This is a genomic window from Corallococcus sp. RDP092CA (assembly GCF_041903675.1).
Lineage (GTDB): Bacteria > Myxococcota > Myxococcia > Myxococcales > Myxococcaceae > Corallococcus.
Map to the genome: position 1 here is coordinate 107,158 of NZ_JAYESI010000024.1, position 23,978 is coordinate 131,135.

Below are 23,978 nucleotides of genomic sequence, written 5' to 3' on the forward strand. Positions count from 1 at the left end.
CGGCGCTCACCTCGAATTCTTGGAAGTTGTCCTGGCCGGAGGGTGAACACGGATGCGCAAGGCACTGGGTGGTGCGGTCGCGGCGTTGTTGCTGTGGGGCTGTGGCGGGGCCGGCACGGAAGCGCCCCCGGCGCCTCCCGAGGGGCTGTCGCTCACCACCGGGGCGGGGCTGACCGAGGGCCGCTGGGCGCACGACGGGCAGACGGTGTCCTTCGCCTCGCGCGAGGTGGAGCCCGGCGTGTACCGCGTGGAGGTGCGCATGCACGGCATGACGCTGACGGGGCTGATGGACCCGGCGTCGGGCGTGTCCACGCTGGACGGCTTCGCGGACGCGAACGTGCAGGACACGCAGGTGGTGGACGCGGACCGGCAGGCGCTGAGCGCGTTCTACGGGGCGCTGAACCAGGGCCTGCCGCAGGGTGACGCGGCGGCGCCGGAGGCCATGTACCTGCGCCGCGCGGTGGGCCTGTGGGCGCAGCAGCCCACGAGCGTCGCGCTCAAGCGCACGGTGATGGGCGAGCAGGGCCGCGGCTACACCATGCTGTGCAGCTACGCGAAGTGCGGCGGCAAGAACACGGGCAGCTGCGGCGGCACGTACAACTGGTACTCGTACGCGAAGCACGACTGCAACAAGGGCGGCTTCGACAACCCGAAGAACCAGCAGATCGCCCAGCTGGGGGACCACACGTCGTGCAACGGCGACGAGTACTACCTGAACGGCAGCACCTGGGTGTGCGGCGAGCCGGACCACTGGTCGCGCCCCAAGGTGATGGGCAACTGCTTCGGCCGCTGCGGCGGCGGCTGCGGTGGCGACACGCAGTACACGCTGGACGCCACCAACCACGACGGCTGCGTGCGCAACGGCCACGTGCTGGCGTCCGGCTACTGCGATGATCAGTTCGTGTCCGCGGTGGACGACGAGCTGTTCGCGCCCAACTGCTACTGAAGGCCGGATGAGACGACGCGCGGTGAGACACGCGGTGGGGGTGGCGGGGCTGTGGCTCGCCGCGCTCGGCTGCACGTCCACGGGGTCCTCCGGGGCGGAGGCCGGCGAGGCGGTGGTGCGCCGCTTCTTCCAGGCCCTGCCGGACGGGGACTGCGCGGTGCTGGGCCCCCTGCTGGTGACGGGGCAGGGCGTCCCCGCGTGCGAGGAGACGGTGAAGGTCCTGCGCGAGCATGGCCTGGACCTGGTGGAGGTGCTGGACGCGAAGGTGGATGGCCGCGACCCGAACGCGGTGGTCGTGCGGGCGCGCGTGTCGCAGGGAGGGACGGAGCGCGCGGAGCCGTTCCTCTTCCGGGTGGAGCGCCAGGGTGACGGCTGGCGCCTTCGGTTGTAGGGAGCCGTGGACGATGCGGAACCGCGAGCGGGTGATGCTGGGAGGCGCGAGCGCGCTGGTGATCGCGCTCGGCGCCGTGCTGCTGTGGCCGGCCCGGGAGGCCCCTGCCCCCTCCGGGGGGGATGTGCCCCAGGCGGTCCCTGCTCCGGTGACGGCGGCCCCGGTGTCGCCGGAGCGCGCGGTGCCGGCGCGGACGCCGGACCCCGCGCCGCCCCACGCCACGGTGGTGCCGCCCGCGCCCGGGGACGTGCCGCCGGAGCCGGAGGTGGCCAACGCACCGCCGCAGCAGAACGACCCCATCGAGCAGGAGAGGCCCCAGACGGCGCGCTGGAAGCTGGAGAAGACGCAGCACATCACCACGCTGCTGGGCCGCGACGTGTCGCGGCTGGAAGGGGAGCGGCAGGAGGCGAAGGCGCGCGGAGACAAGGCCCGCGTCGAGCAGGTGGACGCGCTGCTCCAGCGCCACCGCGTCCGGCTGGAGGAGCTGCGCGAAGAGGCGCGCACCCTGGCTGACGCCGCGAGGCGCGAACCGCCCGAGGAGCCCTGAGCGCCGCCGCGCCCGGTTGGCCACCCTGCGGGCAGCCAGGCGTCAGCTCCACGCGCGGCCCCGTCGCTTCGCGTTGGGAGTAAGCAGGCTTCTGCCGTTCGCGGTCGCGCCTTCACTCAGGCGTGACAGGCATGGCGCGGCGTGCGCATAGAAAAGGACGTGTCCGTCTCCAGCGCGCCTGCCTCCACCGCGATCTCCAGCACACCCTCCACGCGAGGCTCCCGGCTGGCATCCATCGCGGTGGCCAGCGCGCTGTTCATGGAGTTCCTGGACTCCACGGCCCTGTCCACCGCGCTGCCCACCCTGTCCGTGGCGTTCGGCACCGACCCCGTCCACCTCAAGCTGGCGCTGACGTCGTACATCCTGGCGCTGGCCGTGCTCGCGCCCGCGAGCGGGTGGATCGCCGACCGCTTCGGGCCGCGCCGCGTCTTCATGACCGCCATGGTCGTGTTCCTCGCGGGCTCCGTGCTGTGCGGCTTCTCGCGGACGCTGGCGCAGCTCGTGGTCTTCCGCACCCTGCAGGGCCTGGGCGGCGCGCTGATGACGCCCGTGGGGCGGCTCATCGTCGTCAACTCGGCGCCGCGCGAGAAGCTGGTGGCCGCGATGAGCTGGTTCACCATGCCCGCGCTGGTGGGGCCGCTGCTGGGCCCGCCGCTCGCGGGCATCATCCTGGGCGTCGCGGACTGGCCGTGGATCTTCTTCATCAACGTGCCGGTGGGCGTGCTGGGCATGTGGGCCGTGGCGCGCTTCGTGCCGCCGCTGAAGCAGCCGGACCCCGGCCCCTTCGACACCCGGGGCTTCGCCATCGCCGTGGTCGCCATCACCGCGCTGATGGGCGCGGCGGAGACGGTGGGCATTGGCCTGGTGCCCTGGCCCGTGCAGGTGGGCATCGTGCTGGTGGCGGTGGGGGCGCTCGCCGCCTACGTGTGGCACGCGCTGCGCACGCCGCGCCCGGTGCTCGACCTGCGCCTGTTCCAGGTGGACACCTTCCGCGCCAGCATGGTGGGCGGCGCGCTGGTGCGCATCGGCCTGGGGGCGACGCCCTTCCTGCTGCCGCTGCTCTTCCAGGTGGCGCTGGGCTGGGGACCGCTGGAGGCGGGGCTCGTCACCATCGGGACGGGGCTGGGGGCCTTCGCGTGCAAGCCGGTGGCGCCCGCGCTCATCCGCCGCGTGGGCTTCCGCCAGACGCTCATCGCCTCCAACCTGCTGACCGCCGCGCTGACGGCGGTGCCCGCCTTCTTCGGATACGGGACGCCCATCCCGGTCATCATCGGCGCGCTCGTGTGCAGCGGCTTCATGCGCTCCTTGCAGTTCACCGCCACCAACACGATGGCCTACGCGGACCTCCCCAGGGAGGCGGTGAGCAACGCCTCCACCGTCGCGGTGGTGACGCAGCAGATGGCGCTGAGCGTGGGCATCAGCTTCGGCGGCCTGATGCTGCACGTGGCGCGCGGCGGCGGGGACGTGCGCCTCACGCCGGAGCGCTTCCTCCTGCCGTTCCTCGCCATCGGCTTCGTGTCGTCGCTGGCCGGGCCGCTCTTCCGCCGGCTGCGTCCGAACGCGGGAGAGCACATCGGCGGTCGGGCCACGGCGCGCGGCTGAGGCGTCTGTCAGGCGCCGCCGCCAGGACCTCCGCGCGAGCCCCCGCCGGAGGGGCAGGCGGTCCTCTGGCTTCGAGCCGCCGCGCGGACCCCAGGCGCGCTGACGTGCCCCGCCCGGCAGGCGCGGGTCGCCGGGCGTGCCGGTGCCAGCGCGATGCTCGCGGTGGGCGAGACGTTCTTCCCTATGGCGCGGGGCCGCCGCCGTCGCGGCCGGCTGGCGGGGCAGGTACTGCCCGAGGTGGCGGTGTCAGGCCCTGGGAAACGAACGCGGGCGGTCTCCCCGGGATGCCTCCCGAGGGGAACCGCCCGTGTACGCGTCTCCCGGCGAGGGGAGACGCGGGACGCTCGCGACGGTCAGGTCGTCGCGGGCGCGGAGTCCTGCGCGGTGTCCGTGTCGTCGGCGCCGCTGGCGCCTTCGGCTTCCACCGGAGCGGTGGAGGCCCCCTCCGCATCGGGAGCACCGGCCGCCTGGGGCTTCTTGCCAGCGCTCGGGGGCGGGGACTTGCGGGCGGCCGCCGCGGCCTGCCGCGCCTGCTCACGCGCCTTCTGCGCGACCTTGGGCGTGGGGGCCAGGATCATGAACATCTGCCGGCCTTCCATGCGCGGCAGCTGCTCCGCCACCGCCACGTCCTTCAGGTCCTTGATGACGTCGTCGAGGATGGCGCTGCCCAGCTCCTTGTGCGTGATTTCACGCCCGCGGAACTGGATGACGACCTTGGCCTTGTTGCCCTCTTCGATGAACCGGCGGGTGTTGCGCACCTTGAACTCGTAGTCGTGCTCCTCCGTCTTGGGACGGAGCTTCACTTCCTTGAGCTGGATGACCACCTGCGTGCGCTTCGCGTCCGAGGCCTTCTTCTTCTCCTCGTACTTGAACTTGCCGTAGTCCATGATCTTGCAGACTGGCGGCTTTGCCATGGGGCTGACCTCGACCAGGTCGAGCCCGTCCTGGCGGGCCCGGTCGAGCGCGGCCTCGAGGGGCATGACGCCGAGCTGCGAACCATCGGCGCCCACGACACGGACTTCACGCGCGCGGATGCGGCGGTTGGTTCTCTGGTCCCGGTTGGGACCGCGGCTGCTGTTTCTCTGTTCGCGAATGATGTGAACATCCTCCAAAAAGGGTTAGCGGACCCACCACCCGTGAAGATGTGGCGGACCCTTCAATGTGGCAGTCCCCTCCGGCGGAGAAGGCAGGCAGGCGTGCCTTCCGCCCCTAGGGGCAGGGAGACGTGCAACGGACTCTATCCGGTTCACGTCCCTCCGGGGCAAGGTAACGCGGGTCACCCCCCATTCCCATGACCCCTGTTGCCTATGATGCGGCTCATGGTGAAGCGGTCCGCCGCGTCCGCTCGGGAGCGGACAAGATGCCGACCCCGGAGGGTGGTTGCGCTCGGGACCTGCCTGCTGCTCGGCTGCCTGCCCTCCTGCGGACCGGTGGACGCCGGCCCTTCCGAGGCTCCCAGGCCTGCCGGGGCCCGGACCCAGGACCTGGTGCAGGGGGCGGACGCGCCCGGGGACGCGGCGGCCGTGGCCCTGGTGGCCCGCCGTGTGCGCTGTGGAGGGGAGGCGCCGGTGCTCCTCTGCTCGGGGGCCCTCGTCGCGCCGGACGTGGTGCTGACGGCGGCGCACTGCCTGGCCGTCTTCGGCGAGGCGGGGCCCTACGAGGTCTTCCTGGGCCCCACGCTGCTCCCGGAGCCCGGGCCCGGAGGGCGGTTCGTGCGCGTCACGCGGGCCGTGGCCCACCCGGACTACGTCCCGGCCACGCACGCCTGGGACGCGGCGCTCCTGCGGCTGGCGGTGCCCGTGACGGACGTCGCGCCCTACCGGCTCCCCGGCGCGGGTGATGCCCCGGTGGCGCCGGGAGACCCCGTGCGGGCGGTGGGCTACGGCGACACGAAGGACGCCACCCGCCCCGCGGGCCAGCGGCGGCAGGGCCAGCTCCAGGTGACGGGGGTTGCCGCCAGCGCCTTCCAGGCCGGACCCGCCCCGGCCATGACCTGCGTGGGGGACAGCGGAGGCCCGGTGCTGGGAGGCCCGGCCGGGAACGAGGTGCTCCAGGGGCTCACCGTCAGCGGCGACGTGGCCTGCCGGACGGAGGCGGTCCAGGTGCGGGTGGACGCGTTGGCGGACTTCCTCCGCCCCTTCCTGGAGGAGGCCCCGCCCCCGGCTCCCACCGCGCCGCTCCCCCTGGACGCCCTCTGCCAGGAGGCCTGCGCGAGCGACGCGGACTGCCCCTCGGGGCTGCTGTGCGTCAGCGCCGGGGACGCCCCCGCCCGCTGCCTCCTGCCCGCGCTCCAGGCTGGGGCCTACGGCGCGGCCTGCGCGGAGGACGCCGCCTGCGGCACGCAGGGCGTGTGCGCCCGGCTGGAGGTGGACGGGGAGGACGCCTGCCGCTGCTTCACCCCGTGCGAGGCCACCGTCGATCCATCGACCCCTAGCGACGAAGAGCCCGGGGACGCTGGCGGGTGTGACAGCGGCGGCGGAGGCCTGGGCGCTACACTCGCCGTCCTGGTGGGGCTCTTCTGGCGACAGCCCCACCGCAGGATTCCAGGCAGTCGGCTCCGGACGTGACTCTGCGTGAGAGGGCCTACAGAACCGTAAATGTAGGCGAAACTCCCCGAATCAAACTCCGAGAATCAAGCAACGACGTTTTCGGCAAACACGAGGGTCCTTCCCCCATGGACTACAAGATCAAGTCGGGCGACACGCTGAGCGCGCTGGCCAAGCGCTTCAACACGGATGTGGATTCGCTGGTGAAGGCGAACCCGAACATCACCAACAAGGACCTCATCTACGCGGACGCGAACCTCAACGTCCCGGGCAGCAAGGATGAGTTCCAGGCGCAGGGCGTCGCCAAGGGTCCGGACCTGACGGGCGGAGCGCAGGGTGCGCAGGGTGCCCAGGGCTCGCAGCCCGTGGGCGACGTGCCCCCGGGCCAGGTGGGCGACTGGATCAAGCAGGCCATGGACATCCTCAAGGCCAACGGCGTCCCGGCGGACAAGATGAACCCCCAGGACATCGCGAAGATCATCGAGCACGAGTCCAGCGGGAACCCGAACGCCATCAACAACTGGGACTCCAACGCGCAGAAGGGCACGCCGTCCATCGGCCTGATGCAGACCATCCAGCCCACGTTCGACGCGTACAAGCTCCCGGGCCACGACAACATCCGCAACCCGGTGGACAACATCATCGCCGGCGTCCGCTACTCCATCGAGCGCTACGGCTCCGTGTCCAACGTCCCCGGCATCCAGGGCCTGAACAGCGGCAGCGGCTACGTCGGCTACTGACCGGCGCGAAGCGACACCAGACGCACCTCGCCCCGCGGTGGAAGACGGTCCCTCCGTCTCCCACGCGGGGCGTCGTCGTTTCCAGGAGCAGGCTTCAGCCCCCGTGCAGCGGGGAGCGGTCGCGCGGGCCGCCCATCCTCTTGATGTAGAGCTGGCTGGGCGCCTTCTTGCGCCCGCGCAACCCCGTGCCCCGGTTGTTGCGCTTGGGGCCGTGGTCTCCAGCGGCGGGGCCCAGCGTCACGCGCTTCAGCATCTTCTCCTGCTGAAGCCGTAGCGCCTCGTCATGAGGCAGGGTCTTGCGTCCATGGCTGGCCTGCACGCTCGGCTGGGCCGCATGGGGATCCACGCGTCGTCGGTTCTTGATGCCTGCCATTCGGGTCCGAACGGACATGAAGTCCTCCTTTGAGGAGGAGGTAGGAACCCCGGCGGGGCATTGCCATCCCTGGCGACGGGCGGGACAGGGGCCGCCCCCGGAGCATGCGGGCCGCGAGCGCCCGGTGGCGCGGGCTGGCAGCGGGAGAGCGGGCCGACGGTCTCCCGGGGACGGGAATCACGCCAGGCGCGGCGGCGCTCAGGTGAGGTCTTCGTTGCTCCGTCGGGCGCGCTTCTTCGCCTTGGGCTTGCTGCCCTTGGCCGCCTTCGGCTTCTCCGTGGTCTCCGGCGGGAACAGCCAGCCGTCCTGGGGGCGGGGCGCGGCGCTCACCGGCTCCAGGTGCTGACCCCGGCAGCCGCGGCACCAGGACTGCGGACGGCGCTGGCCCTGGCTCATGATGCGGAAGCCGAAGTCCTGCTCCGTGGGGCCCACGTGGCCGCAGCGCGGGCAGCGCGTCATGGACGTGGTGCCCGTCTCCTTGGCCTTCTCCCGCCCGTGCTCCACCACCAGCGCCAGCGCGGCGGCGAAGCCCAGCTTCCGCTCCGTGGGGATGTGGAACTGACGCGCGCGCTTGCGGCCGCCCCGGCCCATCACGGGCAGGAGGTCCAGGCCCCCCAGGAGGTTGCGCTGCTCCAGGACTCGCGACGGAGACGATGGCGGGGTCGAGTGGCTCACGCGATCATTTCTACGGGAGGGGTCTGACATGGACGCTCCACGCGCCGGGTCGCCAGGTCCCGCCCCATTCGGAGGTCTGGACACATGTTCAGTAACCCCCGGCATTTCCAGGGGATTCCCCCGGAGGCCGGGCGGGGGTGGGGCGTCGGGGGGCGGGGCCCGCCTGCCCGCCGGGCGCGGACCGGCCCTCCGGTGCCCACCTTCCGGGAGGTCCCGTCCCCCTCACTGCTCAAGGTGTGCCCATGGCCCAGGCCCACGAAACCGAAACCCAGAAGCAGGGGCGCCACGCGCGGCGCCACGAAGCCCACCTGCGCGCCAGCTACGCGGCGTTCATCCGCCACCTGTCCGAGCTGGGCGCCATGCCCCCCGCGCTCGCCGAGTCCGCCGCCGTGTCGGTGCTGACCGCGCTGGAGCGCCGGCTCATGCCCAACGGCGCGCGCAACCTGGAGTCCCAGCTGCCGCGGATGCTGGTGGAGTTCCTGCCGCCGCCAGAGGAGCGCCCGCGCCATCCCCATCGCTTCGGCCGCGAGGAGCTGGTCGCGTCCGTGGCGGAGGACCTCCAGCTACCGGAGGACGAGGCGGAGGTGGTGATCCGCACGGTGCTGCGCGCCATCCAGGACCAGATCTCGGAGGGCGAGGCGGACAAGGTCGCCAGCAACCTGCCCGCGGACCTGCGGGCCCTCTGGCGCCTCACGCAGTAGGCGCGAGGCGCCGGAGGGGGGCCCCGGGCTATTCCGCGGGGCCGCTGCCCGCGCCGTCCCCGGTGGTGAACACCGGGGTGCCGCCGGGGATGCTGGGGTCGTGCGGGAGGCTGCCGCGCGGGCTGCGCAGGTAGACGAACGGCGTGGCGAAGAGGAAGTTGCTCACGCGCGACGTGTAGATGTCCGCGTAGCGCTCCACCTGCCGCGCCAGGTGGCTCTTGTCGTTGCCGGCGCGGGTGAGCAGGCCCCAGTGCGGGTTGGACAGCTCGCTGGCCGCGCGGGCCATGGGGCCCAGCTCCGCGTCCAGCGCCTCCAGCTCCGCGCGCAGCTCCGCGAGGCGCGCCACCAGGTCCCCCTCCGCGACGTCCGAGCGGGGGCCGTACTGGTGGCGCCGCCGCTGGAGCTCCAGGCGCACCTGGCAGCTCTCCGCCTCCAGGCGCTCCTTCTTGAGCATGCGCTCGCCGATGCGCACCTCCGTGGCGCGGAAGGCGGCGATGGCGCGCACCTCGTCCTCCAGCTCGCGCAGGATGAGCGCGGTGCGCCAGCGCAGCACGTTCTTGCTGACGTGCACGTCGCCGAACATGTGGTCGCCCACGTAGAGGATCTCATCGCCGGACAGGCCCAGGTGCCGCTCCAGCTCCAGCGCGCTGCCCCCGAAGTAGGGCTTGTTCTTGTCGAGCGGCCCGGAGTGCGGACGCAGGAGCGCCTCGCCGCCCACCTCCACCACCTCGAAGAGGGTGGCGCGCGTGGTGAAGAACTCGGGCTTGCGCGCGCTGACGATGACCACGTCGAACAACTGGCGCCAGGTCATGCCGTCGGGCAGGTGCCGGTCGAAGGCGAAGTGCATCATGGGCTCGGTGTAGGCCCACTCGCTGTTGGTGATGAGCAGCACCTTCTTGCCGGCGTTCTTCTGGTCCAGCAGCGCGAGCGGCGTCTCCGGGTCGTCGATGACGTAGCGCTCGGGGTTCGCGATGATCTCCGCCTTGAGGCGCCCCTGCATGTGCGTGGCGTCCAGGTTCTTGCGCACGTGCTCGTAGAGGTCCGCGTAGCCCATGGGGCCGGGGAGCTGGCCCGCGTCCAGGCGGTCCACCAGCTGCGCGTAGATGCAGGCCTCGGAGAGGGAGAAGAGGGTGTTGAGGAACACCCAGCGCCGGTCCGCCAGGTCGATGACGGTGCGGGCATAGGCCTCGCGCTGGGCCTCGAAGTCCATGGGGCGGCTGCCGTGCAGGGCCTTCTTCACGAAGCCGAAGCGGTTGGCCTTGAGGAGGTTGCCCTTCGCGGTGTCGATGATGAGCCCGCGGATGGCGAGCATGGGGTCGAACGTCAGGTCGGCGACGGGCCAGCCCTGCTCCACCAGCCGGTCGCGAATGTATTCGTAGGCGCGGCGTTCCCACGCCTCCACGCGGTAGTGGATGAGCGTGTAGTCCATGTCGTAACCCACGGCCTTGATGGCGCGCATGTTGAGGGTGCGGTTGCAGAACAGGCCGCGCTCGGGCGGAGGACCGAAGGAGTGAGGACGCATGGGAGCAAGGCTTGCCAAGGCTTCCACGCAAAGTCGAGCGGCCCGTGTGCCCACGTCATCCCGTGGGCAGGCCCGGGGCGTCCAGGTGTCGGAAAGATGGGATACAGGTGACGCGCGCGCCGCCGGGGGCCGGGCACGCGCGCAACCGAAGGGCAGAAGACATGTCGGGAATGACGCGGCGCTGGGGCCTGGCCCTGGCGGTGGTGCTGGCGGCGGGCGTCGCCGGCGCCGAGGAATGGGACACGGTGGCCACGACGCCCTACCTGATCAAGGTGCGGCCCCGTCCGGGGACGAAGGCGAAGGACATCTGGGCGGAGGGGGAGCTCCGGGTGAGCGCGGCGCAGGTGCAGACGGCGCTGGAGGACGCGGAGTCGTACCGGCTCTGGATGCCGTACGTGAAGGAGTCGCGGGTGGTGCGGCCCACGGACGACGGCGGGCGGCTCACGTACACGCGGCTGGACCTGCCGGTGGTGTCCTCGCGCGACTACATCTCGCACGTGGTGACGGAGTCGAAGGTCGCGCCGGACGGGACGGGCGCGTACCAGCAGCGCTGGAAGGCGGAGCCGGACGCGTTCCCCGCCAGGCGGGACGTGGTGCGGCTGCGGCTGAATGAAGGCAGCTGGAAGGTGGAGCCGAAGGGCGAGGGCTCCTCCTGGGTCGTCTACAAGTTCACGGTGGACCCTGCGGGCTCCGTCCCGGGGTTCCTGGCCAGCCTGGGACAGAAGGACGCGGTGGTGGACACGCTGCGCGCGGTGGAGAAGCGGGCGAGGACGATGCCCGTGGAGCCGCCTCCCGCGGAGTAGGGGAGGGAGGCGGGCGGGCCGGGTGTTCCCTCCGGACGCCATGGCTGACAACTCCAGGAGCGAGTGGACGGACGCGACGTGGAACCCGGTGCGCGGCTGCGTGGAGCTGAGCCCCGGGTGCAAGCACTGCTACGCGGAGGCGCGCGCGGCGCGAAGGCGAGGCCGCTGGAGCCCGAGTGGATGCGCGCGGTGCGCGAGCCGCGTGACGCGGCGGGCGTGGCCTTCTTCATGATCAGATGGAAGGAAACCGCACTCCCGGCAGGACGAGCAGCCGCGTGCCCTCCGCGTCCTGGAGCTCCAGCGTGTAGATGCCGCGAGCCTCCAGGGGCTGGGCTTCGGCTTCCACGATGATCTGGGTGACTCCGCCTTCGGAGTCGGGCGTCACCTCCATCACTTCCACGACCTTCACGGTCTGATGATGCGGACCGCTGAGCCTTGCCTTGGCGGTCTTCCCATGCAGGGACGTCCGCCCCGCGAACTCCAACTGCACCGCGACCCGGCGCATGGAGCGAAAGCTCCTGACCTGGAGTCCCGTGTCCGAGGGACTCGATTCGAGGCCCTTCAGCTCCAACGCCTGGATTCCCCGCTGATCCAAGAGTAGCCCGGAGATCATCGTCGCCAGTCCTGCGTCAGGACAGAGTTGCTCGGGATGCGAAGTGGCTGCGTCATCGGACACGCCGCCATCCGCGGCTGCCAGAAACGGAAGCAGGAGCAGGAGCACATGTCCTCCTATTCGTCGTATCGCCAAACGCTCCGCACGGACATCAGGTTGGAAACGACCGCGGTGTTTTCGTCTCCCCCCTCAACCCGAGGAACACCCCGCGTGCGGTCATCCAGGAACCAGAGCTCGATACAGACGGGAAATGTTTCACCGGACCTCTTCTGACGCAGCTGGGTGAAACGACCGTAGACCCGCTTGGAGCCGACATAGAGCGTCCCGGTCAACATGGAGCCCCACTGCACACGCCCCTGGGTGCCGTGCGTGTACACCGCGGCACGTCCCTCGCGGACGGTGACGAAATCGGAGCGCGTCGTCGGGTCGAAGAAGGCGGCCCACTGGACATCGTCGATGTTCAGCTCACGCATCGCCACCCTCGCATTCTCCGGACAGTCCTCGGCGGGAGGCGTGGGCCGGTCCACCAGGGGCGCGCTGGCGCAGGCCATGCCCGCCATGCAGGACGCGAGGGTCGCGGCCTTGAACGCACGAGCGGGCTTCGGAGACGGCGGGGCAGGGGGCTTGGTCGTCACGGGAGCGTGTTCCTCTTTCGGGGCCGCCACGGGGGCGGCGACAGGAACACTGTGCGGGCGGTCCGGCTCGCTCGCCAGTTTATGACCAATGGGGGTGGAAACCCTCTCTAGAACCTGTGGGGTTGTATGGCGAGTCCAGCCCCGCAGCAGGACCTCCCAGGTCCCAGGTCCCGCCAGCAGCAACCCCAGGCACACCACCACGCCCACCCAGCCCCAGGTCGGGAACCGGCGCGGGGGCGCCGCCTCCGGACGGGGCCGGGGCCGGGGCGCGGGCGTCACGTAGGGCTGCGCGGGCCACTCCGGACGGCGGATCTGATGCGGCGTGCCCGGAATCGCGTCGAAGAGGTGCGCCTCGAACGCGGCCGCCCCGCCGGACAGCAGCCCCCGCATCAGCTCCGAGTGCGCCGCCTCCCCCGTGCGCGGCCGCTGCTCCGGCTCCTTCTCCAGGAGCCGCAGGATGGCCCGCGACAGCGGCTCCGGCACCTGCGGGTTGATGTCCCTCGGGGACGGCGGCAGCCGCTCCGTGATGGCCACCGCCAGCAGCTCCGGCTCCTGCCCCGGCGGGAACGGGTAGTGCCCCGTGACGGCCCGGTACAGACACACGCCCAGGGCATACAGGTCGTCCGCCTCGCTGTACGGATAGCGCAGCTCCGGTTGCCTCCAGTGGCGCTGCTGGAAGCGGATGGCCTCCGGGCTGCGCAGGTGCAGCGTCCCCGGGGGCAGGGCGGTGGTCGTGAGCGTCGTGGCCCCCACCTGGTCCCCGGCCCCGAAGTCGATGAGCACCGGCGTCTGCTCCCGGGCCCGGACCAGGAGGTGCTCCGGCTTCAGGTCCCGGTGCAACACGCCTCGCGCGTGCAACACCCCCAGCGTCATCGCCACCGAGCCCCCCACCATGACCACCTGCCGGAACGTCGGGTTGACCGTCTCCGCCCAGGTGTGGAGCGCCAGCCCCTCCACCCAATCCATGACGAAGTACGGCAGCCCCTCCACCGGATCCGGCCACCGCCCCGTGGCATGCACCCGCACCACGTTCGGGTGCCACGCCCGGTCCAGCAGCAGCGCCATCTCCCGCAGCGCCCGGGCGGGCTCCGGATGCAGCGACAGCTTGAGCGCGAAGCTCCGCCCCGGCGCGTCCAGCGGCTCCACCCGATAGACGGCGCCATACCCGCCCCTTCCCAACGTGGCCATCACGCGCCAGCACCCCACCACCGCGCCGGGCTGGAGCGCCCCCGGGAACACCTGTGACCCTTTCTGACCCATGGACCTTCAAGGTCTCACGAAGAGAACTCAACCTGAAAGGTCACTTTGGTCGGGAGGCTGGAGCCAACCCTGGGGCGGTGTGCTCTCACGTCAGGAAGTCTCTCCCGGTGGACCCGGACGGAATGCTCCCAGCGGAACAGCGGGAGAGTGACCGGAATGTGACATGCAATGAGCGCACATCAGGCGGGTGGTGTCAGACGGATTTGATGTATTAAGCCGCGTCTCATCGCAGTAATCCCCCCATTCAGGAGTTCCTGATGCGTCGTCTTGGCTCAGCCCTTCTCGCCGTGAGCATGCTCGTGGGTTGTGGTGCGGGTTCCGAAGCTGGAACCACCCCCGAGTCCGGCTCCCCCACCCCGTCCACCGAGCAGCAGCCGGCGCCCCTCCTCACGACGACGAACGTCGACGTGGCCGCCGAGTGCACGGGCATCCTCGAGTTCGCGAACACGGCGTCGTACGCGCTCCTCGACCGCTACCTGCCCAGCAACGTGGTCACCAACATCGTGAACCGCCGCGCCACCGCGCCGTTCACGTCGCTGGCGGACCTGTCCTCCGTGCCGCTCGTCGGCCCGGCCCGGCTCAAGCAACTGGAGGGCGGCGCCCGGACGCTGGACTACATCGACGCGGACTGTGTCGGCATCATGGATGGCCTCGCCATCTCCCATGACGACCAGGACGCCATCGTGGCGCTGGTGAACAGCATCGACGACTCGGAGCTGCACGACGTCCTGCCGGACGCGTGGAACGGCGCCGTGAACCTGCTCAACGCCCGCCCCTTCACCACCGCGCAGCAGATCGCCGACACGGCGGGCATCGGTGAGGTGAGCTTCCGCAACATCCGCAACTCCGCCACCCTGAGCCGCCCCCTGGAGGCGCTCTTCACCGCCATCAACGCCATCCCCAGCAATGGGGCCCAAGGCGCCACCGTGAAGCGCCACTTCGACTGGTGGAACGTCGTCCTCGAGGCCCAGCACTACCGAAACGGCAAGGAGTGTTTCGGCCTGGAGCCGAGCAGCACCCCGAGCGGCGCCAAGGTCCGCCCGAACCTGGCCGACGCCGCCGAGGTTCGCAGCGCGGTCGCGAACGCCTTCTCCTATGTCCACGGCAACGACCACGTCTCCACCGAGGTCCGCGACGCGGGCTTCGCGAACCTGGACGCGCTGACCCAGGGCCGCTCCTTCAAGGGCTGCATCGTCAGCTATGAGCTGGAAGGCTCCGTGGGCGGCGGCACCATCCGCATCTACGTGGACACCGTGAGCGGCTTCAGCGTGATGACCGAGACCTGGTGGGCGGAGTAGTCCTCGCCCCCTGACGTCCTGTCGTCCCGAGGCCCCGGGTTCCCTCATGGAGCCCGGGGCCTTGTCATGCCCGGAGGCAGGCAGGGCCCCGCCGGGCAGGCCGGCGCGCGGGCCTGGGAAGGAAACCGTGCATCCCCGCGTGTCTACGGGTATAGACACGATCCATGTGCCCCCTGGTGAACACGAAGGACCTGATTGACGCCCAGGAGGTGGCGGGCCTGCTGCGCCTGCGCCACCCCAACAGCGTCAGCACGTACCTGCGCCGCTATCCAGACATGCCCCGTCCGGTGCTCGACCTGGGCGCCGGGCGCCCGCGCCTCTGGCTCAAACCCCAGATGCTCCGCTGGGCCCGCGCCCGCCAGGCCGCCACCTCTGACTCAAGCTCCCGAGGCTCCCGATGACCACCGCCACCCCCCGAACCGCCCCCGCCGTCCTCCCCGGGCCCAATGACGCCTGCTGGTGCGGCAGCGGCTCCAAGTACAAGAAGTGCCACCGCGGCGCGGACACCGTGGAGGCCCGCAAGAGGGGCGCGGACACCCAGCGCAAGGGCATCCGCCCCGGCATCGTCAGCCCGCGCCGCGTGGTGCCCCTCTCCATCCCCCGGCCGGACTACGCGGACTCGCTGAGCGGCCGTCCCTCGCGCTCGCGCAACGAGCCGGACGTGAAGTCCCCGGACGTCATCGCCCGCATGCGCCGCGCCTGCCAGGCCGCCGCCCAGGTGCTGGTGGAGACCGCGCAGCACGTGCGCGTGGGCATCACCACGGACGAGCTGGACGCCATCGCGCACGAGGCCTACCTCAAGCGCGGCGGGTACCCCAGCACGCTCAACTACCACAAGTTCCCCAAGTCGCTCTGCACCTCGGTCAACGAGGTCATCTGCCACGGCATCCCCGACAGCCGCGCGCTGGAGGACGGCGACATCGTCAACCTGGACATCACCATCTACCTGGACGGCGTCCACGGCGACTGCTCGGCCACGTACCTCGTGGGCAACGTGGAGCCCCAGCACCAGCGCCTGGTGCAGATCGCCAGGGAGTGCCTGGACATCGGCATCGCCGCGGTGAAGCCGGGCCGGCCCATCAGCGACATCGGCCGCGCGGTGGAGGCCCACGCCGTGAAGAACGGCACCAGCGTGGTGCGCGCCTACTGCGGCCACGGCATCGGCGAGACGTTCCACACGTCCCTCCAGGTGCCGCACTACTACGAGCCCGAGGCCAGCACCCTCATGCAGCCCGGGATGATCTTCACCGTGGAGCCGATGATCAACCAGGGCCACTGGGACCACCGCACGTGGAACGACGACTGGACCGTCGTCACCGCGGACGGCATGCGCAGCGCCCAGTTCGAGCACACGCTGCTCGTCACCGACACGGGCGCGGAGATCCTCACCCTCCCCTGAGGTCTGCCCGCTGCTGGAACCCCCTGGGCCCCGGACGCGCCTTGACGCCTCCGGGGCCCGCTTCATTTCCAGGCGGTGACCTCCGCTACGCGCGGCGGCGGCGCAGCTTCAGCGCCAGGCCGCACAGCAGCAGCAGGCTGGTGGCGCCCAGCGGGCCGGGCACCGTGCTCTGGCAGTTGCAGCCGTCGGACTCGCCCGGGTCCTGCGGGTCGCCCGGGTCCTCCACCGCGTCGTCGGTGACGAACACGGCGGTGGTGCGCGCCGGCACCGTGAAGCCGCCCGTGGCCGCGTCGTACGCGGACGTGCGCACGACGGGGTCCGTGGACGCCTGCTGCACCGGGTGCAGCTTGAGCTTCAGGGCCTTGTACGTGTCCGCCTTGAACGTCTGGGCGTCGTCCGTGCCGTTGAAGAGCACGATGGCGCGCTTGCCCTCGGCGTTGGTGCCGTGGTCCTGCATGGCCATCACGATGAGGCCCGGGATCTGCTCCGGGCCGGTGTTCTCGAAGCGCACCAGCTGCTTCACCTCGTCACCGGTGCGCAGGCGGAACAGCCGCGAGCTCTTGCGGATGGTCAGCATCTCCTCGAAGTGGTCGCGCGCCCGGAGGATGTCCGCCGGCGTGGGCTTCAGCGCCGGGTCCGCCAGCAGCGGCCCGAAGAGCGGCCAGTTGCCCGCGTTCTCCGTGGCCGGGGGCAGGCCCACGCCCCAGTTGTTGGACTGGTAGGTCCAGTCCACCTGGTTGAACCAGTCACCGGAGTTGAAGCTGTTGCGGTCCAGCGACTTGGAGCGCAGCAGCTCATCCCCCGCGTGGAAGAACGGGATGCCCTGGCCCAGCGCCACCAGCGAGATGCCCAGGTTCTGCATGCGCACGCGCTCCGCCATGGGCAGGTCGCGCCGCGCCTTCAGCTGCACCGCGTCGAACAAGGTCTCGTTGTCGTGCGCGGAGACGTAGGTGATGACCTCCTGCGGGTCCAGCGTGTAGCCGGCCCTGGCGCCGTTGTAGTCCACCCCTTCCCCCGTGACGGTCGCGCCGGTGCGGTCCACCAGCGGGTAGTCCTTCAGGTTGCCGGTGAGGCCCACGCGGATCCAATCGCTGTAGCGCAGGAGCTTGTCCTTCTGCTCCGCCTCCGAGCCCTGGGCCGTGCCGTTCGGGTCGGACAGGAGGCCCGTGATGAAGCCCTGCTCCTGGAGGCCGCTGAAGGGGCCGCCGCCGCGAGCGCCGTCGCGCAGGCGGTCGTTGAACGAGCCGATGCCCGTGCCCGCCAGGTTGAGCTGCGTGGCGTTGATGCCGCGCGCGTCGCCGGCCACCTCGCCGAAGTCCCAGCCCTCGCCGTAGACGTAGATGGCCTTGCCGTCCACGCCGTCCTTCTCCAGGGTGAGCGCGTCCAGCGTGGCGCGCAGCTTCACCATGTTGGACTTCAGGTGGTGGCCCATCAGGTCGAAGCGGAAGCCGTCCACCTTGTAGGCCCTGGCCCACGTCACCACGGAGTCGATGAGCAGCTTCTCCATCATCGCGTTCTCGGACGCGGTGTTCTGGCAGCAGGTGCTCGTCTCCACGTTCCCGTCGTCGCTGAGGCGGTGGTAGTAGCCGGGGACGATGCGGTCCAGCACGCTCCTGGCGTCCTGGCCGGAGGCGTTGGTGTGGTTGTAGACCACGTCCATCACCACGCGCAGTCCGTGCTGGTTGAGCGACTGCACCATCTCCCGGAACTCCACCGTGCGCGTCGCGCCCTGCGGGTGGGTGGAGTAGCTGCCCTCCGGCACCGTGTAGTGGTACGGGTCATAGCCCCAGTTGAAGCCGTCCAGGTCCGCCACGGCCCCCACCGCCGCCTGCTGCTGGTCGGAGTCCGGCGGCAGCGACACCAGGTCGCCCTGGGGGTGCTGCTGCTGCGCGCGGTCCTCGTTGATGGTCGCGATGTCGAACACCGGCAGCAGGTGCACGTGCGTGAGGCCCGCCTTCGCCAGCCGGGTCAGGTGCTTCATGCCGTCCGAGTCCCGGGTGAAGGCCTTGAACGTGCCGCGCTCGTCCTCCGGCACCGTCGTGTCGTGGATGCTGAAGTCGCGCGCGTGCAGCTCGTAGAGGACGATGTCCTCCGGGGCCTCCAGCGCGGGCTTCGCCAGCGTGCTCCAGCCCTGCGGCGCGAGCGCGGGGTCCGCCAGGTCCACGAGCTGGCTCAGCTCGCTGTTGACGGAGAGGGCCACCGAGTACGGGTCGGTGACGCGGTTGGTGACGACCTGGCCCTCCTTGCGGGCGTAGACCTCCACCTCGTAGAGGAAGTAGCGGTCCTTCCACGACGCGTCGCCCGTCACGCTCCAGACGCCCTGGGCGCCCGCCGTCATGGGCACGCGGGTGGTGGCGGACGCGGGGCTGCCGTCCGCGAACAGGAGCAGGCTCACGCTCCTCGCCGTGGGGGCCCACAGGCGCAGCGTGGGGATGCCGTTCTCGAACGTCGCGCCCAGCGGGCCGGTGTACGTGTCCAGGTCATCCAGCGCGCCCGCGAACTGCATGCTGGTGGCGTCCAGCAGCACGCCGTCCGCGTTCGTCGCGGACACGGCCAACTGGCCCTTGAGCCACGTGGCCGCGTGGGCCGCGTCCTCCTCGGCCAGCTTCAGCACCGTGCGGCCCACCAGGTGGGGGAAGCGCAGCGCCTGCGCGGCGGTGAGGCCCGCGGGAGCCACCGTCAGCGTCGCCGCGGCGCCGCCCTGCACGCCGGTGCTGCTCAACGTCATGCCGCCCGTGGGCGCCGTGTGCAGCTTGAACACCGTGCCCGCGGGCACCGCGACCTCCGGGCTCCACACCACCGTGTCGCGCGCGATCCAGTGCGCCCGCGCCAGCAGCAGGTTGCCCGCGGGAGCGCCCGCGGCGCGGATGGTCACCTTCTTGGAGGGGCCGGAGTCGAAGGTGAACACCATCTCCTGGCCGTCCTCCTCCACCGCGAACGACGCGTTGCTGCCGGGGTAGGCCGTGGCCCAGCCCTCGTCGAGCGCGACCTTGCACTCGTGGTTGCCCTTCGGGATGGCCTTCGTGGTGAAGGTGTAGAGGCCGTCGCCGTCCGGGTCCTGCATCATGGAGCGCAGGCAGTCCGGCGACCAGTCACCCGGACAGCCCAGCGCGCTCTGGAACGTGCCCGCCACCGTGGCGATGGTGCTGGAGCGGTTGCTCGTCACGTACAGCGTGGTCGCGTCGAAGTAGAACTTCACCGCGCCCGCCGTGGGCTGGTTCAGCACCACGTCCACGCCGCCGGGGCCGCCGTGCGTCTGCGACAGCGAGCCGTCCAGCGCGACCTTGAAGTGCCAGGTGCCCGCCGGCACGTTGAACGAGCCCTGCCACTTGTCGTCCGCCGCGTCGTAGGCCAGCGCCGTCTGCGCGCAGGTGGGGTCGTTGTTGGCGGCACAGCCGGCGCCCGTCTGCAGGTCGCCAATGACAGTCACCGACGTGGGCGCCGCCAGCGACGACAGCGGGACGAGCGCCGTCATCAGCCCGCTGAACGCGAGCGCTCGCGCCATGCGGGGAACTGCGAATCGAACTTTCAGGGGAAACCTCCAGGGGGGATGGAAATCTCCGTCACGGTAGCAGCCGCTCCTGTCGCAGGCGGCCCTGGGGTCGTTTCACGGTTTGGGTGACCTCCTGGATAAGTCGGGTCGGGACCCGCGCATCCACCCCAGGACGTCGGATGCAGGAGGCCGTGAAAACGAGACGCAGTGCGGCAGGAGCCGCGCCCTCCGTTGAGTCCGCTCGCGCCATGCGTCACACGGATGTGAGGAGGAAGACATTGGGGGCGTGCCGCGTTGCGGCATCAGCCGATTGTTCCGACGACCCTTCACCCATTCCAAGACTGTTGGATACAGTGCCCCGCCCAGATGTCCTCCCGCCTCCCCTGCCCACAACCGAACGCTGTTTCCCACCGCGGTCGGTGGCGTCCGATGCTCCAGGGCCTTGTCGCCCTGTGTCTGGCGGGGTGCGCCACGGCCCCGGAGACCCCCGCGAAACCCGCGACGGAGTCGGCCTCGACACAGCCCGCCACGCCGGCGGCGCCCCAGGCTCCGGAGCCCCCCGCGCAACCCGTGGAGGCGGCCGCGCCCGCGGCGCCGGAGCCGCAAGGGCCCGCGCGTCCCTGGGCGGACGAGGTGCTGTACTTCGTGGTGGTGGACCGCTTCGCGGACGGGGACCCTTCCAACAACGAGAAGGGCGACGTGACGGCGGCGGGCACCTTCCACGGCGGCGACCTGAAGGGGCTCACCGCGAAGCTGGACGAGCTGTCGTCGCTGGGCGTGACGGCGCTGTGGGTGACGCCGCTGCTGAAGCAGATCCCCGGCTTCGTCACCGGCTCCGGCTTCCCGGACTGGGGCTACCACGGCTACTGGGCGGACGACTTCCACGCGCTGGATCCGCGCTTCGGCACGGAAGAGGACCTCAAGGCGCTGGTGGACGCGGCGCACGCGCGCGGCATCCGCGTGCTGCTGGACGTCGTCTACAACCACCCGGGCTACAACTCGCGCTACCTGACGGACCACCCGGACTGGCTGCGCTCCGAGGACAAGGGCACCTGCGGCTCGGATGACCTGACCACGTGCGTCGCGGGCCTGCCGGACTTCAAGACCGAGCGGCCGGAGGTGGCGAAGTACCTGCTGGACGCGCAGCTCGACTGGGCGAGGCGCTCCGGCGTGGACGGCTTCCGGCTGGACACGGTGAAGCACGTGTCGCACGACTTCTGGAAGGAGCACCGCCGCCGCACGCGCGCGGAGCTCCGCCCGGACTTCTTCCTGCTGGGCGAGGTGTGGGGCGGCGACGTGCAGGTGCTGGCGCCGTACTTCACCTCGGACGAGCTGGACGCCGGGTTCGACTTCGCCTTCCAGGGCAACGCGCTGGGCTTCGTCCAGGGCCGCGGCCGCGCGGTGGCGTTCGACCACTACCTCCAGTCGCGCGCGAAGGTGACGCCGGGCCACCACCTGGCGCACTTCCTGTCGTCGCACGACGTGGACGGGGCGCTGCACCAGCTGCGGGGCAACGTGCCTCTCTTCCGCCTGGCCGCCACGCTACAGCTCACCTCGAGTGGCATCCCCGTCATCTACTACGGCGAGGAGGTGGGCCGCGCCGGAGGGGACTGGCCCCAGAACCGCGGCGACATGCCGTGGGGCAGGCAGGCGGTGAAGCCCGGCGCGGGAAAGAAACGCGACGAGGCATTGCGCGAGTATTACAAGCGCCTCATCGCCATCCGCCGCGCGCACCCGGCCCTGTCCCGGGGCACGCACGCGCCGCTCTCCACGGAAGGCGACGTGTACGTCTTCCAGCGGCGGGATGAAGCGTCTGGCGACACGGTGGTGGTGGCGGTGAACCGCGGCAAGACGAAGGGCACGGCGTCGGTGCCGTGGCCGGAGGGCTGGACGGGCGTCGCGGAGGTGGAGGACCTGCTGAACGGAGGGCGGACGAAGGCTGGCGCCACGCTGGACCTGGCGCTCCCGCCGCTGTCCGCGCACATCCTCGGGCGCGTGCCGTGAGGCACCCGCGGCGTGCGCAGAACCAGACCCGGACGTGCTGTTGTCACCGGCGCGAGCGGGGCTCTTGCTGGAGGGCCTGATGGCCGGCGTGTCGTTCAAGGACGTGGCGAAGCGGTACGGAGACGTGTCGGTCATCGAGGGGCTCAACCTCGACATCCGCGACCATGAGTTCATGGTCCTCGTGGGGCCCTCCGGTTGCGGCAAGTCCACGGCGCTCCGGATGATCGCCGGCCTGGAGGAGATCTCCGGAGGCACCATCTCCATCGGTGAGCGCGCGGTGAACGCGCTGCCCCCGAAGGACCGGGACGTCTCCATGGTGTTCCAGAACTACGCGCTCTACCCGCACATGTCCGTGCGGCAGAACCTGGAGTTCGGCCTCAAGATCCGCAAGACGCCCAAGCCGGAGATGGACAAGCTGGTGGACGAGGCGGCGGAGATCCTGGGCATCTCGCACCTCCTGGACCGCAAGCCCAAGGCGCTCTCCGGCGGCCAGCGCCAGCGCGTGGCCCTGGGCCGCGCCATCGTGCGCAAGCCGGCGGTGTTCCTCTTCGACGAGCCGCTCTCCAACCTGGACGCGAAGCTGCGCGTGCAGATGCGCTCGGAGATCAAGAAGCTCCAGCAGCGGCTCCAGGTCACGTCCGTCTACGTCACGCACGACCAGATCGAAGCGATGACCATGGGCCACCGCATCGCGGTGATGAAGGACGGCAAGCTCCAGCAACTGGGCACCCCGCTGGAGGTCTACGAGAAGCCGGTGAACGTGTTCGTGGCGCAGTTCATCGGCACGCCGCCCATCAACATGCTCACCGCCACGCTGGACGCGGACGGCACGTCGCTCAGCGGCGACGGCTTCACGCTGCCGGTGCCGCAGAAGCTGCGCGCGGCGACGGCGGGCAAGGGCGGCCGCAAGGTGAAGGTGGGCCTGCGCCCGGACAACATCCTGCCCGCGGGCAACGCCGCGCGCGGCGAGTCCGCGCCCGCGGAGGCGCGCGTGGAGCTGGTGGAGCCGCTGGGCAACGAGCTCATCGTGCACGCCCGCCTGGGAGACAACCCGCTCGTCTTCCGCCTGCCGCCCCAGGCCACCCCGGAGCCAGGCGCCGCCATCCCCGTGACGGTGGAGCTGGAGTCCCTGCACCTCTTCGACGCTGAATCCGAGCTGCGGCTTTCCGTTTGATACCCCGGAGGATTTTCCAGATGACGCACCTGCGAACGTTGCTCGCGGCCCTCTGTCTGTGCGCAGTGGGCCTGTTGCCCGTCCCGTCCTTCGCCGCCACGGAGCTGGTGCTCTGGCACGCCTACCGCGCGGAGGAGAAGGCCGCGCTGGAGAAGGTGGTCGCCGAGTACAACAAGGCCAACGAGGGCAAGGTCAAGGTCACCACGCTGGCGGTGCCCTACGACGCCTACGCGGACAAGATCTCCGCCACCGTGCCGCGCGGCAAGGGCCCGGACCTCTTCATCTTCGCGCAGGACCGCCTGGGCGGGTGGATCGAAGCGGGCAACACGGTGGAGCCCATCGACTTCTTCCTGGATGACGCGACGAAGCAGCGCTTCATCCCCACGACGATGGAGGCGATGACCTACCGCGGGACGGCGTACGGCCTGCCGCTGAACTACAAGGTCATCACGCTCATCTACAACAAGAAGCTGGTCCCCACGCCGCCCAAGACGTCCGGCGAGCTGGTGACGGTGGCCAAGAAGCTCACCGACGCGAAGGCGGGCCGCTTCGGGCTGGCGTACGCGTACAACGACTTCTACTACCACGCGGCGGTGATGAACGGCTTCGGCGGCGGCGTGTTCGACGCGAAGAACACCCCCACGCTGAACTCGCCCGCGAACGTGAAGTCGGTGGAGCAGGTCCTCAAGTGGAAGAACAAGGACGCCATCCTGCCCGCGGAGCCCTCCAGCGCGCTGATCACCTCCCTCTTCAACGAGGGCAAGGCCGCGATGGTGTTCTCCGGCCCGTGGTTCCTGGGCGAGGTCTCCCAGGGCGTGGACTACGGCCTGGCGCGGCTGCCCACGCTGGATGAGAACAAGGGCACGCCGATGAAGCCCTGGATGACGGTGGAGGGCGTGTACGTGGCCGCCCCGTCCAAGAACAAGGAAGCGGCGTATGACTTCGCGAAGTTCCTCACCGACGCGGGCCCCGGCAGGACGCTGGCCCTGGAGGGCCGCCAGAGCCCCGCGAACCAGGCGGTGTACCAGGACGCGAAGGTGGCCGCGGATCCGCTGCTCAAGGCGATGAAGGACCAGGTGGACGTGGCGGTGCCCATGCCCAACCTGCCGGAGATGTCCATGGTCTGGACCCCGGCCACCAGCGCGATGAACACCGTGTTCAAGAACACCGCCACCCCCAAGGCGGCGCTGGACGCGGCCCAGAAGAGCGTGGCGAAGGACGTCGCCGGCCTGCGCAAGAAGTAAGTGAGGAGCTGA

At 70.8% G+C, this 23,978-nt stretch carries 22 protein-coding genes and 1 pseudogene; 16 read left to right on the plus strand and 7 right to left on the minus strand.

Annotated features, from left to right (window positions below; translation table 11 throughout):
- The first annotated feature begins 52 nt into the window (after nucleotides 1–52).
- The 4 genes from U8525_RS24300 (at nucleotide 53) to U8525_RS24315 (ending at nucleotide 3,486) form a co-directional block, all read left to right on the plus strand.
- Complete coding sequence (locus U8525_RS24300; protein ID WP_374268684.1) at nucleotides 53–946, plus strand: hypothetical protein; 894 nt, start codon at nucleotides 53–55, stop codon at nucleotides 944–946.
- Nucleotides 947–953: 7 nt separating this feature from the next.
- Nucleotides 954–1,337 (plus strand): hypothetical protein, encoded by a 384-nt coding sequence (locus tag U8525_RS24305; RefSeq protein WP_374268685.1) that lies wholly within the window; start codon nucleotides 954–956, stop codon nucleotides 1,335–1,337.
- Between the two features lie 13 nt (nucleotides 1,338–1,350).
- Nucleotides 1,351–1,884 carry a hypothetical protein gene (locus U8525_RS24310; protein WP_374268686.1) on the plus strand — a complete coding sequence of 178 codons (534 nt, stop codon included), beginning with the start codon at nucleotides 1,351–1,353 and terminating at the stop codon, nucleotides 1,882–1,884.
- A 240-nt stretch (nucleotides 1,885–2,124) separates the two neighbouring features.
- Entirely contained in the window at nucleotides 2,125–3,486 is a 1,362-nt protein-coding gene (locus tag U8525_RS24315; RefSeq protein ID WP_374268714.1) for a DHA2 family efflux MFS transporter permease subunit, read from the plus strand.
- Nucleotides 3,487–3,839: 353 nt separating this feature from the next.
- Here the strand turns inward: U8525_RS24315 and infC are convergent, their stop codons facing one another.
- Complete coding sequence (gene infC, locus U8525_RS24320; protein WP_374268715.1) at nucleotides 3,840–4,583, minus strand: translation initiation factor IF-3; 744 nt, start codon at nucleotides 4,581–4,583, stop codon at nucleotides 3,840–3,842.
- A 279-nt stretch (nucleotides 4,584–4,862) separates the two neighbouring features.
- Between infC and U8525_RS24325 the strand changes: the two genes are divergently transcribed.
- The gene (locus U8525_RS24325) at nucleotides 4,863–6,053 is read left to right on the plus strand and encodes a trypsin-like serine protease (protein ID WP_374268687.1); all 1,191 of its coding nucleotides are present in this window, start codon (nucleotides 4,863–4,865) and stop codon (nucleotides 6,051–6,053) included.
- A 107-nt stretch (nucleotides 6,054–6,160) separates the two neighbouring features.
- The gene (locus tag U8525_RS24330) at nucleotides 6,161–6,772 is read left to right on the plus strand and encodes a transglycosylase SLT domain-containing protein (RefSeq protein WP_374268688.1); all 612 of its coding nucleotides are present in this window, start codon (nucleotides 6,161–6,163) and stop codon (nucleotides 6,770–6,772) included.
- Nucleotides 6,773–6,866: 94 nt separating this feature from the next.
- On the opposite strand, the gene U8525_RS24335 is transcribed toward U8525_RS24330, so the two are convergent.
- Together U8525_RS24335 and U8525_RS24340 are read right to left on the minus strand one after the other, a co-directional pair.
- On the minus strand, nucleotides 6,867–7,163 hold the full coding sequence (locus tag U8525_RS24335) for a hypothetical protein (protein WP_374268689.1): 297 nt from the start codon (nucleotides 7,161–7,163) through the stop codon (nucleotides 6,867–6,869).
- A gap of 180 nt (nucleotides 7,164–7,343) precedes the next feature.
- The gene (locus U8525_RS24340; RefSeq protein WP_374268690.1) at nucleotides 7,344–7,850 is read right to left on the minus strand and encodes a hypothetical protein; all 507 of its coding nucleotides are present in this window, start codon (nucleotides 7,848–7,850) and stop codon (nucleotides 7,344–7,346) included.
- Nucleotides 7,851–8,062: 212 nt separating this feature from the next.
- On the opposite strand from U8525_RS24340, the gene U8525_RS24345 reads away from it, so the two are divergent.
- Entirely contained in the window at nucleotides 8,063–8,521 is a 459-nt protein-coding gene (locus tag U8525_RS24345; protein ID WP_374268691.1) for a DUF2267 domain-containing protein, read from the plus strand.
- A gap of 28 nt (nucleotides 8,522–8,549) precedes the next feature.
- Here U8525_RS24345 and U8525_RS24350 read toward each other — a convergent pair whose 3' ends face one another.
- A complete protein-coding gene (locus tag U8525_RS24350; RefSeq protein WP_374268692.1) occupies nucleotides 8,550–10,043 on the minus strand; it encodes an HAD-IG family 5'-nucleotidase in 1,494 nt (497 codons plus the stop codon).
- A 161-nt stretch (nucleotides 10,044–10,204) separates the two neighbouring features.
- Here U8525_RS24350 and U8525_RS24355 point away from each other — a divergent pair, with 161 nt between their 5' ends.
- From U8525_RS24355 to U8525_RS24365, 3 genes and pseudogenes are all read left to right on the plus strand, one after another.
- Nucleotides 10,205–10,846 carry an SRPBCC family protein gene (locus U8525_RS24355; RefSeq protein WP_374268693.1) on the plus strand — a complete coding sequence of 214 codons (642 nt, stop codon included), beginning with the start codon at nucleotides 10,205–10,207 and terminating at the stop codon, nucleotides 10,844–10,846.
- A 40-nt stretch (nucleotides 10,847–10,886) separates the two neighbouring features.
- Nucleotides 10,887–10,936, plus strand: a pseudogene (locus tag U8525_RS24360) (hypothetical protein); the annotation flags it as partial.
- Nucleotides 10,925–11,197, plus strand: coding sequence for a DUF5131 family protein (locus tag U8525_RS24365; RefSeq protein WP_374268694.1), 273 nt, complete (start codon nucleotides 10,925–10,927; stop codon nucleotides 11,195–11,197). The pseudogene U8525_RS24360 and the gene U8525_RS24365, both read left to right, overlap by 12 nt.
- Here the strand turns inward: U8525_RS24365 and U8525_RS24370 are convergent.
- Nucleotides 11,079–11,351, minus strand: a complete 273-nt coding sequence (locus tag U8525_RS24370; protein WP_374268716.1) for a hypothetical protein — start codon at nucleotides 11,349–11,351, stop codon at nucleotides 11,079–11,081. The genes U8525_RS24365 and U8525_RS24370 overlap by 119 nt on opposite strands.
- Nucleotides 11,352–11,575: 224 nt before the next feature.
- Complete coding sequence (locus tag U8525_RS24375; RefSeq protein ID WP_374268695.1) at nucleotides 11,576–13,354, minus strand: serine/threonine-protein kinase; 1,779 nt, start codon at nucleotides 13,352–13,354, stop codon at nucleotides 11,576–11,578.
- A 257-nt stretch (nucleotides 13,355–13,611) separates the two neighbouring features.
- Between U8525_RS24375 and U8525_RS24380 the strand changes: the two genes are divergently transcribed.
- The 3 genes from U8525_RS24380 (at nucleotide 13,612) to map (ending at nucleotide 16,051) form a co-directional block, all read left to right on the plus strand.
- Nucleotides 13,612–14,652 carry a hypothetical protein gene (locus U8525_RS24380; protein ID WP_374268696.1) on the plus strand — a complete coding sequence of 347 codons (1,041 nt, stop codon included), beginning with the start codon at nucleotides 13,612–13,614 and terminating at the stop codon, nucleotides 14,650–14,652.
- 164 nt (nucleotides 14,653–14,816) lie between these two features.
- Entirely contained in the window at nucleotides 14,817–15,053 is a 237-nt protein-coding gene (locus U8525_RS24385) for a hypothetical protein (RefSeq protein WP_374268697.1), read from the plus strand.
- Nucleotides 15,050–16,051 (plus strand): type I methionyl aminopeptidase, encoded by a 1,002-nt coding sequence (map, locus tag U8525_RS24390; RefSeq protein ID WP_374268698.1) that lies wholly within the window; start codon nucleotides 15,050–15,052, stop codon nucleotides 16,049–16,051. The genes U8525_RS24385 and map overlap by 4 nt, the downstream gene beginning before the upstream one ends.
- 85 nt (nucleotides 16,052–16,136) lie before the next feature.
- Here the strand turns inward: map and pulA are convergent, their stop codons facing one another.
- Nucleotides 16,137–19,556, minus strand: coding sequence for a pullulanase-type alpha-1,6-glucosidase (gene pulA, locus U8525_RS24395; RefSeq protein ID WP_374268699.1), 3,420 nt, complete (start codon nucleotides 19,554–19,556; stop codon nucleotides 16,137–16,139).
- A 417-nt stretch (nucleotides 19,557–19,973) separates the two neighbouring features.
- Between pulA and U8525_RS24400 the strand changes: the two genes are divergently transcribed.
- The 3 genes from U8525_RS24400 (at nucleotide 19,974) to U8525_RS24410 (ending at nucleotide 23,966) form a co-directional block, all read left to right on the plus strand.
- A complete protein-coding gene (locus U8525_RS24400) occupies nucleotides 19,974–21,548 on the plus strand; it encodes an alpha-amylase family glycosyl hydrolase (RefSeq protein WP_374268700.1) in 1,575 nt (524 codons plus the stop codon).
- Nucleotides 21,549–21,627: 79 nt separating this feature from the next.
- Nucleotides 21,628–22,722 (plus strand): ABC transporter ATP-binding protein, encoded by a 1,095-nt coding sequence (locus U8525_RS24405; RefSeq protein WP_374268701.1) that lies wholly within the window; start codon nucleotides 21,628–21,630, stop codon nucleotides 22,720–22,722.
- Nucleotides 22,723–22,742: 20 nt separating this feature from the next.
- Nucleotides 22,743–23,966, plus strand: a complete 1,224-nt coding sequence (locus tag U8525_RS24410; RefSeq protein ID WP_374268702.1) for an extracellular solute-binding protein — start codon at nucleotides 22,743–22,745, stop codon at nucleotides 23,964–23,966.
- Nucleotides 23,967–23,978 lie beyond the last annotated feature (12 nt).

What these genes read in the sequence shown, in the direction of transcription:
- U8525_RS24305 (WP_374268685.1), top strand. Translation starts at nt 954, where the DNA reads ATGAGACGACGCGCGGTGAGACACGCGGTGGGGGTGGCGGGGCTGTGG.
- U8525_RS24370 (WP_374268716.1), bottom strand. Translation starts at nt 11,351, where the DNA reads ATGCGCCGGGTCGCGGTGCAGTTGGAGTTCGCGGGGCGGACGTCCCTG.
- U8525_RS24310 (WP_374268686.1), top strand. Translation starts at nt 1,351, where the DNA reads ATGCGGAACCGCGAGCGGGTGATGCTGGGAGGCGCGAGCGCGCTGGTG.
- U8525_RS24375 (WP_374268695.1), bottom strand. Translation starts at nt 13,354, where the DNA reads ATGGGTCAGAAAGGGTCACAGGTGTTCCCGGGGGCGCTCCAGCCCGGC.
- U8525_RS24385 (WP_374268697.1), top strand. Translation starts at nt 14,817, where the DNA reads ATGTGCCCCCTGGTGAACACGAAGGACCTGATTGACGCCCAGGAGGTG.
- U8525_RS24335 (WP_374268689.1), bottom strand. Translation starts at nt 7,163, where the DNA reads ATGTCCGTTCGGACCCGAATGGCAGGCATCAAGAACCGACGACGCGTG.
- pulA (WP_374268699.1), bottom strand. Translation starts at nt 19,556, where the DNA reads ATGGCGCGAGCGCTCGCGTTCAGCGGGCTGATGACGGCGCTCGTCCCG.
- U8525_RS24405 (WP_374268701.1), top strand. Translation starts at nt 21,628, where the DNA reads ATGGCCGGCGTGTCGTTCAAGGACGTGGCGAAGCGGTACGGAGACGTG.
- U8525_RS24340 (WP_374268690.1), bottom strand. Translation starts at nt 7,850, where the DNA reads ATGTCAGACCCCTCCCGTAGAAATGATCGCGTGAGCCACTCGACCCCG.
- U8525_RS24380 (WP_374268696.1), top strand. Translation starts at nt 13,612, where the DNA reads ATGCGTCGTCTTGGCTCAGCCCTTCTCGCCGTGAGCATGCTCGTGGGT.
- U8525_RS24410 (WP_374268702.1), top strand. Translation starts at nt 22,743, where the DNA reads ATGACGCACCTGCGAACGTTGCTCGCGGCCCTCTGTCTGTGCGCAGTG.
- U8525_RS24330 (WP_374268688.1), top strand. Translation starts at nt 6,161, where the DNA reads ATGGACTACAAGATCAAGTCGGGCGACACGCTGAGCGCGCTGGCCAAG.
- U8525_RS24350 (WP_374268692.1), bottom strand. Translation starts at nt 10,043, where the DNA reads ATGCGTCCTCACTCCTTCGGTCCTCCGCCCGAGCGCGGCCTGTTCTGC.
- U8525_RS24300 (WP_374268684.1), top strand. Translation starts at nt 53, where the DNA reads ATGCGCAAGGCACTGGGTGGTGCGGTCGCGGCGTTGTTGCTGTGGGGC.
- U8525_RS24345 (WP_374268691.1), top strand. Translation starts at nt 8,063, where the DNA reads ATGGCCCAGGCCCACGAAACCGAAACCCAGAAGCAGGGGCGCCACGCG.
- map (WP_374268698.1), top strand. Translation starts at nt 15,050, where the DNA reads ATGACCACCGCCACCCCCCGAACCGCCCCCGCCGTCCTCCCCGGGCCC.
- U8525_RS24400 (WP_374268700.1), top strand. Translation starts at nt 19,974, where the DNA reads ATGCTCCAGGGCCTTGTCGCCCTGTGTCTGGCGGGGTGCGCCACGGCC.
- U8525_RS24355 (WP_374268693.1), top strand. Translation starts at nt 10,205, where the DNA reads ATGTCGGGAATGACGCGGCGCTGGGGCCTGGCCCTGGCGGTGGTGCTG.